12 protein-coding genes are annotated in these 14204 nt (G+C 38.8%); all 12 read right to left on the minus strand.

Annotation, left to right across the window (positions count from 1 at the left end; translation table 11 throughout):
* Positions 1-54 precede the first annotated feature (54 nt).
* The 12 genes from argF to J7E77_RS22195 all read right to left on the minus strand — a co-directional run bounded on the left by argF (position 55) and on the right by J7E77_RS22195 (position 14181).
* The gene (gene argF, locus J7E77_RS22140) at positions 55-1032 is read right to left on the minus strand and encodes an ornithine carbamoyltransferase (protein ID WP_214717024.1); all 978 of its coding nucleotides are present in this window, start codon (positions 1030-1032) and stop codon (positions 55-57) included.
* Positions 1025-4252 (minus strand): carbamoyl-phosphate synthase (glutamine-hydrolyzing) large subunit, encoded by a 3228-nt coding sequence (gene carB / locus J7E77_RS22145; protein WP_214717025.1) that lies wholly within the window; start codon positions 4250-4252, stop codon positions 1025-1027. The genes argF and carB overlap by 8 nt, the downstream gene beginning before the upstream one ends.
* Positions 4239-5315 (minus strand): carbamoyl phosphate synthase small subunit, encoded by a 1077-nt coding sequence (locus tag J7E77_RS22150; protein WP_214717051.1) that lies wholly within the window; start codon positions 5313-5315, stop codon positions 4239-4241. The genes carB and J7E77_RS22150 overlap by 14 nt, the downstream gene beginning before the upstream one ends.
* Positions 5316-5320: 5 nt before the next feature.
* Positions 5321-6520, minus strand: a complete 1200-nt coding sequence (locus tag J7E77_RS22155; RefSeq protein WP_214717026.1) for an acetylornithine transaminase — start codon at positions 6518-6520, stop codon at positions 5321-5323.
* Positions 6520-7317: an acetylglutamate kinase gene (gene argB / locus J7E77_RS22160; RefSeq protein ID WP_214717027.1), complete on the minus strand. Its 798-nt coding sequence runs from the start codon at positions 7315-7317 to the stop codon at positions 6520-6522. Before argB ends, J7E77_RS22155 begins: the two co-directional genes overlap by 1 nt.
* A gap of 14 nt (positions 7318-7331) precedes the next feature.
* Entirely contained in the window at positions 7332-8561 is a 1230-nt protein-coding gene (argJ, locus tag J7E77_RS22165; protein WP_214717028.1) for a bifunctional glutamate N-acetyltransferase/amino-acid acetyltransferase ArgJ, read from the minus strand.
* Between the two features lie 57 nt (positions 8562-8618).
* Positions 8619-9656, minus strand: a complete 1038-nt coding sequence (gene argC, locus J7E77_RS22170; protein WP_214717029.1) for an N-acetyl-gamma-glutamyl-phosphate reductase — start codon at positions 9654-9656, stop codon at positions 8619-8621.
* Positions 9657-10073: 417 nt separating this feature from the next.
* On the minus strand, positions 10074-10499 hold the full coding sequence (locus tag J7E77_RS22175) for a DUF4395 domain-containing protein (protein WP_214717030.1): 426 nt from the start codon (positions 10497-10499) through the stop codon (positions 10074-10076).
* A 283-nt stretch (positions 10500-10782) separates the two neighbouring features.
* Positions 10783-11547: a type I 3-dehydroquinate dehydratase gene (gene aroD, locus J7E77_RS22180; protein ID WP_214717031.1), complete on the minus strand. Its 765-nt coding sequence runs from the start codon at positions 11545-11547 to the stop codon at positions 10783-10785.
* Between the two features lie 51 nt (positions 11548-11598).
* On the minus strand, positions 11599-12117 hold the full coding sequence (locus J7E77_RS22185) for a shikimate kinase (protein WP_214717032.1): 519 nt from the start codon (positions 12115-12117) through the stop codon (positions 11599-11601).
* Positions 12118-12256: 139 nt separating this feature from the next.
* Positions 12257-13156: a nickel transporter permease gene (nikC, locus tag J7E77_RS22190; protein WP_308160747.1), complete on the minus strand. Its 900-nt coding sequence runs from the start codon at positions 13154-13156 to the stop codon at positions 12257-12259.
* A 17-nt stretch (positions 13157-13173) separates the two neighbouring features.
* Positions 13174-14181, minus strand: a complete 1008-nt coding sequence (locus J7E77_RS22195) for an ABC transporter permease (protein WP_214717033.1) — start codon at positions 14179-14181, stop codon at positions 13174-13176.
* Between the last annotated feature and the right edge of the window lie 23 nt (positions 14182-14204).

Raw genomic sequence — 14204 nt, forward strand, 5'->3', positions numbered from 1 at the left:
TTTTATTCAACCGATAGAATTATTATACAACAAATCTCATGAAAAAGGAAACAATTATGCTAGTAAAAGTTTTAAAATTGATTTCTGGGCATGAAGACGGTTCTCCGCTTCATCAAAAACCACTGAATGAGGACCATCGATGACCTCTGCTGTTACCTCTTCGCCTCGATGGGCGGGCAAGCAATGCAAAAAGATATAGTCCTCCTTTGCATTTTTACAAAGTTCATTATTTACTTGAAATCCATGGAACGCCTCGAGTCTTTTTGAAGTTTCTTCTTCCTGCCCCATACTGGTCCAGACATCTGTTACGATGACATCTGCATCTTTAACAGCTTCTAGTGGATCATTTGTAATCACGAGCTTACATCCAGTTTGTTTTCCAACTTTAATTGCCTTCTCTGTTATTTCTCCATCAGGCAAATATCCTGGTGGACTGGCAATGCTAATATCCATTCCAACCTTCATCGCGCCTTCCATTAAAGAATGAGCCATATTGTTATTGCCGTCCCCAATATAGCACATCTTTAAGCCGGACAGTTTCCCTTTATGCTCAAGAATCGTTAAAAGGTCTGCTAACACTTGGGTAGGGTGCTGCAGGTCAGTTAAACCATTAATAACTGGTACTGTTGCATGCTCAGCTAATTCTTCGACTGAATCGTGTGAAAACGTTCGAATCATTAATCCGTCCACATAGCGCGACAAAACTTTAGCGGTATCAGAAATACTTTCTCCTCTTCCAAGCTGGATATCCTTTGAACTTAAGAATATTGCATTACCGCCTAACTGCAACATCCCTACCTCAAATGATACCCTTGTACGGGTGGATGATTTTTCAAAAATCATCCCTAAAACCTTCCCGCTTAAATACGGATGCGGTTTTCCTTGTTTTTGGAGCTTTTTCATCTCTATCGCCTCGTTTAGAAGATAGAGGATTTCATCTGTACTAAAATCGGAAAGCTGTAAACAGCCCTTTCCTTTAAGTTTCGGCTTATTTATATTACTAATTTCATTTAATTTAATGGCCTCACCCATGAATGGCACCTCTCTCTTCCAACTTGTAATATTCATTCATAGATCGAACCTCAGAATCGGATCTAGATCCTTTTTCCAGGCCGATTACCGCTTCAATTGTATCTAAGTGTGTAAATACTGGTACCTTGTAGCGAACCGCATGTTCGCGAATCTGGAAACCAAATTTAATTTTATTTCGTCCTTGATTCGGTATATTTATGACAGCCTTCATGGACTGTTTTCGGAAAAGTTCAATGACTTCTTCATCGTCCTTAATCACTTTTTCAACATCAATTCCATGGTTTTGGAAATATGAAGCGGTCCCCTCTGTAGCAACAATCTTGTATTGTTTTATTACAAGTTCTTGAATGATAGGAAGAGATGCTTGCTTATCTCGATCAGAAATGGAACAGAAAATATAATTTTCATCTTGTTGCCCGCCAAGAGTAGGAATCGACTTTTCAAGTGCCTCTTGATAGGTTACTCCCATGCCAAGCGCTTCACCTGTTGATTTCATTTCTGGTCCTAGCACATGGTCAACACCTTTTAGCTTACTCGATGAAAATACAGGTGTTTTTACTGAAAAATAGGATGGCTCATCCATTAGTCCCTTTGTTGAACATAGAACTGAGAGGGTCTCTCCTAATTGAACGCGTGTCGCCCATTCAATCATCGGAATTCCTGTGACCTTACTCATGATTGGCACTGTTCTAGAAGAACGCGGATTGACTTCAAGCACATTAACCTGGCCTTCATAGATAACAAATTGAATGTTCATGATTCCAATAACTGGTGCTGAATTTGCAATTTTTTCAGCATAATCAATTAACGTTTCTTTAATTTTCTCTGACAGTGAAATCGGTGGGAACACCGAGATGCTATCCCCTGAATGGACCCCAGCTTTTTCTATATGTTCAAAGATACCTGGGACGACGATATTTTCCCCATCACATATGACATCAATCTCGCACTCTAATCCAGGTAAGTATTTATCTACTAATAATGGCCACATCGTTGCTTGCGAATTTTTCTCCAGTTGCAGTATATACTGGCTCAATTCCGCTTCTGAAAAAATAGTAAACATTGATTGGCCGCCAATGACATAGGATGGGCGCACCAGGACTGGATAACCCAGTTTAGTGGCTGCTTCTATTAATTCGTCAGAATGCGAAACGGTTTGACCCTCTATATGCGGAATGTTTAAGTCTTCAAGCAACTGGTAAAATTCTTTACGATCTTCTAGTCGATCAACATTTTTCACCGTAGTACCTAAAATTTTGATCCCTTCTTCTTCTAAATCATGGGCTAGATTTATGGCAGTTTGGCCACCGAACTGAATCAATACACCTTCCACCTGTTCTTTTTCGATGACATGAAGTACATCCTCTGCTGCGAGTGGTTCAAAATAAAGGCGGTCTGCAATCGAATAATCGGTACTAACAGTCTCAGGGTTGTTATTGATAACAACCGCTTCAAAGCCCTTTTTCTTGATCGCATTTGCCGCATGTACTGAACAGTAATCAAATTCAATCCCTTGGCCGATTCGAATTGGGCCAGAACCAATGACAAGAATCTTTTTCTTGCTCGTCACTTCAACTTCATCAAACCCGTGCCAGGTTGAATAATAGTAAGGTGTAACAGCATCAAACTCAGCTGAACAGGTATCAACCATTTTATAACCAGGTTTCCAGTTGAGTTCTTTCCACTTGCTTCTTACCTGCTTTTCAGGAATAGCATATATTTGAGATAAGAGCTTGTCGGAAATATTATTTCGCTTTGCTACCTTAAGCAAGGAAACTGGAACATCGCTCCAATTATAGGAAGCTAATTCCGTTTCTAACGTAACGATTGAGCTAATTTTGTGTAAAAACCATAGATCAATCTCGGTCAACTGTCGAACTTTTTCAAGTGAGATCCCTCTTCTAAGCGATTCTGCAATGATGAATAATCGCTGATCATTTGCCTGTTTAAGAAGTTCAAGTAAGTTCTTTTCATCAATTAATTTATTTCCTTCGAGGCAAAGTCCATAAACATTCATTTCCATCGAGCGAATGGCTTTGTTTAAGGCACCTTCAAATGTCCGATCAATCGCCATGACTTCCCCAGTTGCCTTCATTTGCGTTCCTAAGGTCCTGTCCGCTTCAGGGAATTTGTCAAAAGGAAAGCGAGGTAGTTTTACCACAATATAATCAATCGCTGGCTCAAATGATGCAAAGGTATTACCTGTTATCGGATTCACAATCTCATCCAAATGATACCCAATCGCACACTTCGCAGCCATCCTGGCAATTGGATAACCAGTCGCTTTAGATGCGAGTGCAGAAGAACGGCTCACCCTTGGATTTACTTCGATAATGTAATACTGATTCGATTCCGGATGAAGAGCAAACTGGATGTTACAACCACCGATAATCTTTAATTCTTTAATAACTTTTATAGAAGAATCACGAAGCATTTGATATTGGACATCTGTTAATGTTTGCGACGGAGCAACGACAATGGAATCCCCGGTATGAACACCGACTGGATCCATATTTTCCATATTGCAAACGATGATGCAGGTGTCATTGTCGTCTCTCATGACTTCATACTCAATTTCTTTCCAGCCTTTGATACTTCTTTCTACCAACACCTGCTGAATCGGACTTGCCGCTAAGCCTTTTTTCAGAACAGCTTCCAGTTCTTCATCATTATAAGCAAAGCCGCCTCCATCCCCTCCAAGTGTATACGCAGGGCGAATGATGACTGGAAATCCAATTTCCTTTACAAAGGACACGCCTTCCTCAAAGCTGTGAATAATCGCGGACTCTGGAATTGGTTCACCAATTTTAAGCATCAAGTTACGGAACCTTTCTCTGTCCTCACCATTTTTGATAGACTCAACAGATGTTCCTAATAATTCAACATTGTATTTTTCTAAAATATTTTGTTCGTAAAGCTGCACAGTTAAATTCAGACCCGTTTGGCCGCCTAGTGTACCAATAATTCCATCTGGTTTTTCTTTCTTGATGATTTTTTCTATGGTTTCAACGTTAAGCGGTTCAATATATACCTTATCGGCAACGGCTTCATCTGTCATGATGGTGGCCGGGTTATTATTAATTAAAACAACTTCAATTCCTTCTTCTTTCAAGGCTATACATGCCTGTGTACCTGCATAATCAAATTCTGCAGCCTGCCCAATAACAATTGGACCTGATCCAATCACTAATACCTTTTTTAAACTTTTATTTAATGGCATAAACAGTCTCTCCCATAGAAGCTATCTGAGTTACGAAATTTTTTAAAATATATTCTGTATCGCTTGGTCCTGGATGGGCTTCAGGATGAAATTGCACGGTTTGTATTTGATGGTTCTTATGCATTAACCCCTCAATCGAACGGTCATTTACGTTTCGGTAGGTGACATCGAATTCCTTGTTGTCAATACTTTCGTCAACTACAACATAGCCATGATTTTGTGCTGTGATTTTCACTTTTCCAGTCGTAAGTTCCTTAACTGGATGATTACCACCGCGATGCCCATAGGCTAGTTTTTTTGTTTTAGCCCCATATGCAAGGGCGATTAATTGATGCCCAAGACAAATGCCAAGTGTAGGATAGTTCTGACTTATTTTTTTTATTTCTGGAAACCATTTTTTTAATTCCATTGGATCCCCAGGCCCATTACTGAACAGGACACCATCTGGATTCAAGGCCTTTATTTTTTCATAAGGTGTATTGTATGGGACGATTGTTACCGCACAGTTTTCATCTAGCAGGGCATTGAGAATCGACTTTTTAAATCCATAATCCATGAGCACCACATGTGGCCCTTGGTTTTTGAAATATTGGATCTTTTTAGTTGATACTTTCTCCACCCAAAATGAAGATTTTTCTGGTGCTGATATTTCGCCATTCTTGGACTGGCTTAAATACCCTTTTACCGTCCCACGGCTGCGAATGGTTTTTACTAAAAGACGCGTATCAATTCCTGCAATCCCAGGAACTCCTGCCTGCTTTAGTTTTTCAGAGAATTTATTTACGGATTGATAATGGCTCGGTGTTTCACATAAATCACCGATAATCACCCCTGATAATGCTGGTGTGATGCTCTCATCATCGATTGCATTAACCCCATAATTACCGATAATGGGATAACAGAAGGTAATGATTTGTCCTGCGTATGATGGATCAGTGATAATCTCTTGATACCCAGTCATGCTTGTATTAAAAACCACTTCTCCGAAAGACTCTTTTTCGGCACCAATTAGTACCCCCTCAAATACTTCTCCCGTTTCCAAAGTAAGGTATCCATTCTGCAACATACTCACTCGCCTTTCTCAATACCTTGGAAAGTTATTTCCAATGCTTTAATAAATTCATTTATTTCTGCTTTTGTTACAGTTAACGGCGGTAAAATTCTCACTACATTTGGTCCGGCTGTTAAGATAAGAAGATGGTTTTCGATTGCCTTTTGAACAATTTCTAAGGCATTTGTTTCGACGACCATTCCCTTTAACAGGCCGAGTCCGCGGATATCTTTTATAAAAGAGTACTTTTCCTTCAGTTCTTGTAACTTTTTATCTAAGTACCCTGAAATTTCGTTGGCGTTATTTAATAAATTACTTTCAGTAATATGTGTAACAGTCGCGAGTCCTGCGGCTGTTGCTAATGGATTTCCTCCAAAAGTACTGCCGTGGCTTCCTGGGTCAAATCCTTTAGCGGCTTCTTCTTTTGCGATAATTGCTCCAATTGGAAAACCTGAACCAAGTCCCTTTGCAATGCTAATGACATCGGGCTCTATGCCGTATTGTTCATATGCAAACAGTGTGCCTGTTCTACCGATCCCTGTTTGGATTTCGTCCACCATCAGGAGGATTTCTCTTTCTTGGCAAATTTTTGCAAGTTTACTAACCCATTCTTGGTTCGCTGGGATGACTCCACCTTCTCCTTGAACAAGCTCAAGGAGAACGGCTGCAGGCTCGAGTGTATAGAGCAGTTCAAGCGCTTCTTCATCATTAAAAGGAAGATAATTAAACCCGGATACTAACGGAAAAAATCCTTGCTGAATTTTTTCTTGTCCTGTTGCCGATAAGGTGGCTAGCGTTCTACCATGAAAGGATTGCTGAAACGTTACTATTTCAGGTGATTCCTTTCCCTTCACTTTGTTGGCATACCTTCTAGCTAACTTGATCGCTGCCTCATTTGCTTCCGCCCCACTGTTACAAAAGAATACTTGGTCCCCGCAACTATTGGCGGTAAGAAGAGCGGCCAATTGCTGCTGATTCGGTATGTTATAGAGGTTTGAACAGTGCCAAAGATTCTGTAATTGCTCCTCAAGTGCTTCTTTTACGACATCAGGCACATGCCCTAGGTTACAGGTCGCTATACCGGAAGTGAAATCTAAATACTGAGTACCCTTTTCATCCCAAACATAGCTTCCCTTCCCTTTAACGACAGTAACAGGGAATCGACTGTATGTTGCCATCACTGGCGAGGCTAGGGAGATTGAATTATTGATTGACATTACGCGATCCCCTCTTCTAAGACAATTTTTGTGCCGACTTTTTTTCCATCCATATAATCTATCAAGCTATTTTTCTCAAATCCATTAATAATACCAACCTCAGGTATGTTATGAACAAGGCCGTCAATAGCGGCTTTTACCTTCGGAAGCATCCCGCCATAAATTGTTTTATTATCGATTAACGTTTCAATTATAGATTTGGAAGCTTTATCAAGTTTCGTCTTCATTCCATTTTTTTCAATTAAAATCCCTGGAATATCACTGATAAAACAAAGATTTGCTTCCAAAGCTTTGGCAATCGCACTTGCTGCTATATCTCCATTAATGTTGTATCGCTGTCCGCTAGCATCTATTCCGATGGGTGAAATGACTGGTATATATCCTTGTTTTACGATTGTATCTATTACATTGTGATTTACTTCGATTACATCCCCTACAAAACCTAAATTCTTTGAATCAGAAGTTGGCTCTGCTTTTAACAAACTGCCATCAACACCACTCACACCTAGAGCTTCTCCGCCAACTTCTACAATATTTCTTACAACTTGTTTGTTGACTGAACCGCTTAATACCATTTCGACGACATCTAACACCTCATGATTAGTCACTCTTAAACCATTCACAAATGTAGTTTCAACATTTAAGTTTTTTAATAATGAAGTGATAAGTGGCCCGCCCCCGTGGACAATGATTGGTGTCCACTTACCAGCTTGATGCATTTTTACGACATCTTCATAAAAGGACCTTGGGAGATTATCTAACACACTTCCGCCGCACTTAATGACTATATATTTCATTTTCAGGTCCTCCCTTACGTGCGGTAAGATGCGTTGATTTTCACATAATCATAAGTTAAATCGCATCCCCAGGCTGTAGCGCTATATTTACCTTGATTTAATTCAACACTTAATTTAACATTTTCCGACTCTAAGTATTCCTTCACTTCTTCCTCAACAAAGTTGCTCGGAAGACCATTTTCGAATACTGTAAATGGTCCAATTGCCACCTTAATTGCGTTAGGTTCAACTGGTACACCACTGTAGCCAATTGCAGTAACAATTCTTCCCCAGTTTGGATCCGTTCCATAAATTGCAGTTTTAACTAGGTTGGATGAAATAATCGCTTTACCAACTGCACTTGCTGCATTTTGACTATAGGCACCATTTACTTGAACTTCTACTAGTTTTGTAGCACCTTCACCATCTCTTGCAATTTTTTTAGCAAGTGACTCACAAACGATTTTTAACCCTTGTTTAAAAATATTCCATTCAGGGTGATCTTTAGTTAGTGGTTCATTATCAGCCAAGCCATTTGCCATAACTAAAACCATATCATTCGTACTTGTATCACCATCAACCGTAATCATATTGAAAGTTTGATTAGTTATATCTCTCAATGCTCCAAGCAGGTCTTCTTGGGCAATGTTTGCATCTGTTGTTACAAATCCAAGCATGGTAGCCATGTTAGGGTGAATCATTCCAGAACCCTTTGAGGTACCGCCAATGGAAACTGTTTTTCCATCGATTTTCATTTGCACTGCTAAATGTTTGATACAAGTGTCAGTTGTTAGGATAGCATTCATAAAATTATTTTCATTTTCATTATCTTTATTTAGGATTTGTTTTATCCCTGCATTTACTTTATCCATCGGCAGTAGTTCCCCGATCACTCCCGTTGAAGTAACCGCTACGAGATGGTCTTGTATTCCCAGTTCGCTTGCAAAGCCCTTTTGCATAGCAAATGCATCAAGTAAACCTTGCTCTCCTGTACAGGCATTGGCATTCCCTGAGTTTACAATAATTGCTTGAATCTTATTTTCTTTTGCGATACTTTCTTGGGTAACTAACAATGGAGCTGCTTGAAAGATGTTGGTTGTGTACACCCCTGCAGTTGTTGCAGGAACTTCTGAAACGATATATCCCAGATCAAGTCTCTTTCTTTTTATTCCACAGTGCATGCCGCCTGCTTTGTATCCTTTAGGTAAGGTCACACTACCTTCTTCAATAATTACGATTTCATTTGTTGATGTAGCTTGTGTCAATTTAATTTCCCCCTTCAGATTTCACTTCGTTCTATACATAAAAGGTAGTAGTTTTACTTATGGATACATTGGAATGTCTGTGAGCCCTGTTCGCTCATCCCAGCCATTCATCAAATTCACATTTTGGATGGCCTGCCCGGCAGCCCCTTTAACTAAATTATCGATAACTGAAATGATGGTCAGGCGGTTTGTTCTTTCGTCAACATGTAGGCCGATATCGCAATAATTTGAACCGAGTACCTCTTTTGTTGATGGTACATTTCCTACTGGCCGCACTCTTATAAAATGAGAATCTTGATAAAATTGTTTATATAAATCTATAATTTTTTTTGATGAAATTTCCTCTGTTAGATTCACGTACATCGTGCACATGATTCCCCTTGTCATTGGAACAAGATGGGTAGTAAATGAAATGGTAATTGGATTACCGCTCTCATCTGAAAGTACTTGCTCAATTTCCGGAATATGTTGATGTGCTCCTAGTTTATAAGCTTTTAAGTTTTCATTGATTTCCGAATAATGGGCTGTTAAGGAAAGTCCTCTTCCAGCGCCAGAAACACCAGATTTTGCATCAATGATAATCGACTTTTCATCAGCCAAATTTGTTTTTAATATCGGAATAAGACCGAGTGTTGTCGCAGTCGGATAACAGCCCGGATTAGCTATTAATTTGGCCGGCTTAATTTGGTCTGGATAAATTTCGCTCAAACCATAGGTTGCTTGGTTTAAATATTTCTCCTCAGCAGGTGAGTGTTTATACCAAGTTTCGAATTCTTCAGCAGACCTTAGCCGGAAATCACCGGATAAATCTATACTTTTAATCCCTCTATCAACTAGTTGTGGCAAAAGTTTGCTGCTCACACCTGATGGGGTTGCAAAAAATACAATATCATTCTTTTCAGACAATCTATCAACATCAAAGGTTTCAAGAGGTTGATCAGCAATCTCAGAAAGATGTGGATAAATTCCGCTAAAGTTTGACCCTGATTGTGAGTTTGAAATAACTGAACCAATCTCCAAATAAGGGTGTTTATTGATTAACCTCACTAACTCAATTGATCCATAACCGGTACCACCAATAATTGCAGCCTTCAATTTACCCAACTCCTAAGTGTCTTTCATAATGAATTATTATACATACATATATATAATTATTCAATAAAAAAATAGCTTAATTTTCTGTTTTCATTGAAAATAATTGCCTATTTTTTTGAAAACGCTTTCAAAAAAAGATGTTAGATTATACAATTTTTATGCAAATCTTAAGTATTAGAAAGAAACAGAAACTACGTATTAGGTTCATTACCTTTCCGCTTTCATTTTTGATCATCCTGATAAATACAATTAATCCATTATAAGTATTTTTCAAAATAAGCATAACTTCCCTTACCAAGATCTAATTAAATAGTAGTGGCTGACATACCATTAAACAACGACACCAAAAAAGCTCCTGCCATTGGCAAGAACTTAGATCTCTTCATATTTTATTGAGATATAAAACCTCTTCGATATTTATCGGACCGTTCGTCTATATTTATATTGTTTCCATTGAAAATGGATGAAACAACCAATACAAAAACCCAAAATGGCTACAAAAGCGGCGACTGCAACAAGTGCAGTGAAAATATACCCAACCGTGTTCCAACCAAGAATAAAGCTAAGGAAGCCTATTCCAAGACATGCCACTGAAATCTTCTGATTAAATTGCTGCTGTTCCCAATCTTCAGGAATGTAGGACTTTGGGTCCTTCCTTAAGAATTGTTTTCGAATCTGCATAATTGGATTATAACCAAAGATAATCCCCGTAAGCCCAGCAATCAACGGAACTAATAAATACCACTCTAGCCCTGACACCCATGTTAACATCACACTTAGTACTATAATGGATTGATTTGTTCTAACTAGAGGCCGCGGAATCGAAAAAATCTTATCTGCCAACAAAATCCCCACCTTTCTTATTGGAATTGTATGCTTAAAGTCATTTTAACTTGAATGATTTAGATTGTATAGTTATTTGTTTTTTGAGGTAAATCTGTTCGATAAATTTGTTGTTTTATAAATATTTCCTTACAATTTCAAAAATTGATAACGATAGAGATTAAACGTGCACATGTTATTAGAAAATAGAAGTCACTGGTAACGATTGGTGCTTATTGGTGCTTATTCGTGCCTGTCTCCTTACAAAATAGAAAAAGCACTCCTCTGAGTGCTTTTCGGATTTTTATAGACTTTCATGTAACAAATTTAATACACTTCGCAACTCCTTCACATTTACCTGTCCGGGTGCTGAGGCTTTTTTTGCTGCCCCAAAAGTAACAGCAGATCCAAATACTTCTCCAGCCAATCGACTTATGACCCCTTTACCTGCCATAGACATGGTAATGAACGGCCTATCCGCAAACTGTTCGTTCATTGTATTTGTTGCATCTAAGAGGGTTAGCACATCGGCTGTACTATTTGGCATTACAGCAATTTTTGGTATATCGCCCCCAAACTCTTGTGCTTTCCGTAACCGCGAGATAATTTCCTCTTTTGTTGGCGTCTTATGAAAATCATGGTTAGAAACAATAACAAAAACATTTTTTGCATGTGCCTTTTCAATTATTGTTTTGACTTCATTTTCATCATTAAATAACTCAACATCAATGATATCCACCAGACCTGTTTCTGCGACCGTCTTGTTTAATTCAAAATAAAAAGCAGTGGTTATTTCCTTATTGCCGCCTTCTTTATGACTTCGAAAGGTAAAGATAAGTGGTGTAGTAGGCAGAAACGTGCGAATTTCAGCAAGAGCCTTTTTCACCTGCTCAAAATCTTCTACTTTGTCAAAAAAGTCAACCCGCCACTCCACTACATCTAAGTCAATTGTTTTTAAAAATTCGGCTTCTTCCTTTAATTGTACAAGTGTTTCTCCCACCAACGGGACACAAATTTTTGGCATTCCTTCCCCAATGACGAGACCTCTAACCGTTACTGTTTTAGTCATTTGTTCCCACTCCTTGTCTCATTCTACATAAGTTTTGATACCTATTTTTCCCTAGATTGAATTTAATTCGTCAATAATTTGGTCAGCAATTTCTTTTGCATCCTTGCTATCAGTTGAAATCTTCAAATGATGGTTAACATAAATATCTTGTCTTTTGTAAAAAAGATCTTCCATTTCCTCAATTGACTTTCCTTTTAAAACAGGTCGGCTGTCTATAATCAGACCTAATCTATCTTTCCAGCCCTCCAATGATAAATCTAGCAGAATAACAATACAAGATTCTAAACAGGTCTTTCTAATTTCTTCTTGTAGGAAGGCACCGCCGCCGACAGAAATAACCTTTTGTTGCTGGGACGCTAGACTTGCAATTAAACTTTTTTCTCTTTCTCTAAAAACTTTCTCACCAAATTCAGAAAAAATTTGGGACACTGGCATGTTGTATTCTTTTTCAATTTGTTCATCAATATCAATAAAATCACGATTTAGTTTATTAGCAACCATCTTGCCGATAGTAGTTTTTCCAACACCCATAAACCCAATAAAAACAATACTCTTATTTCTATTCAACATTTACGTCAAACCCCCAATTGGTAAAACAAATTAATAAGCATAATTATAATGCTATTTTGAGATTTTAGACAATTATTAATTAATCAAGTTAATGGTGCCTGACACCAAAAGAAAGAGACCCACACAGGAGTCTCTACGTCTATTGTTTCATTTTCGGATCTAGGATGTCCCTCAGCCCATCTCCCATTAAGTTAAATCCGAGCACGGTCAGCATTATAGCGACCCCTGGAAAGAATAACGTCCATGGTGCCTGAGTGATATAATTTTTTGAATCGGCAAGCATTTTCCCCCACTCTGGTGTCGGTGCTTGTGCACCCATTCCAAGGAAACCAAGGGCTGCTGCCTCAATAATTGCTGTGGCAATCGCTAATGTAGCTTGAACGATTACTGGTGATATACTATTAGGTAAAATATGACGGAGAAGAATACGTGAATCTTTCATTCCGACGGCACGGGCAGCCATAATATATTCTTCCTGTTTAACACTTAATACTTTGGAGCGAACAAGTCGTCCAAAGTTCGGTATATTAATAACCGCGATCGCAATCAAAGCATTTTGCAGGGATGGCCCCAAAATAGAAACAACCGCAATCGCCAATAAAATACTTGGAAAAGCTAGCATAATATCAAAAATACGTGAGATAATCGCATCTACCCAGCGGCCGTAATATCCAGCTACAATTCCTAGTAATGTCCCTGCCACAACTGAGCCTAAAACTGAGAAAAAGCCAACCCACAATGATATTCTTGCACCATAAACAATACGAGAAAAAATATCTCGGCCAAAGTCGTCTGTCCCAAACCAATGCTCACTTGAAGGTGGGAGCATTCGATCTGCCAACACTTGATCTTTAAAGCTATATGGAGCAATAATAGGAGCGATTATAGCAATGATAATAAAAAAGACCACAATTCCTAAACCAACTACTGCTAATCGGTTTTTATAAAATGAAATCCATGCTTCCTTCCAGGGAGGTGTCAGCTTTTCTTCAACAATTACCGTTGCCATATTTACCGGTTTTTTTGCAAGTTCCGCCACTTTAAGATCCCCCTCCTCTACTTGGTATATTTAATTCGTGGATCAACAAAAACATATAATAGATCCACAATTAAATTAATGAGTACAAAAATTGCCGCAATAATTAATATCCCTGACTGGATAACCGGATAATCTCGATAGCCGATCGCATCATATAGATATCTCCCGATTCCTGGCCAGCCAAAGATTGTTTCCGTCAATATAGCTCCTCCAAGTAAAAGACCGGTTTGCAGCCCGATGATAGTTAGAACAGGGATAACGGCATTTTTTAAGGAATGTTTATAAACGACCCAAAACATGCTCAGTCCCTTTGCTCTTGCGGTACGGACATAATCTGACTTCATCACTTCCAGCATGGTTGCGCGGGTCATTCGAGCAATAATCGCCATTGGAATCGTTGCGAGTGCAATGCTAGGTAACACCAAATGCTTTATGACCGTTATAAATTGATCAAATCTTCCTTGTAAGAGGGTATCGATTAAATAAAAATTAGTAATTGCTGCAACGGGATCTCTAACATTCTCTCTTCCTGTCGTCGGAAGCCAGCCTAATTCAATTGAAAATACCCATTGCTCCATTAAACCAAGCCAAAAAATCGGCAATGATACCCCAATCAGTGCAAGAACCATCGCAACATAATCAAACCATGATTTGGAGAACCAAGCACTGACAATTCCTGCATTTACCCCCACAATGATGGCAATTAACATTGCCACTCCTGTTAGTTCGGCGGTTGCTGCTAAGTAGGACCATATTTCTTCGTTAATGGGACCCCTTGTCCTGAGTGAAACTCCTAAATCCCCATGAAGTAAAGCATTAATATAATCGGCGTATTGTATGTACCAAGGTCTATCCAACCCTAATTCCTTTGTTAACGTGGCAATTGATTCTGCAGTGGCTCTTTGCCCAAGAATTACTTGAGCGGGATTTCCTGGAATAGCATGGATGATGGCAAAAACCACGAGAGTCATCCCAATTAAAACAGGTATTAATGAAAACACACGGCGGACTGTATAAGTAAACAAATTTTTCACCTCACTGAAAAGCG

It is taken from the genome of Bacillus sp. ISL-77, from assembly GCF_018613105.1.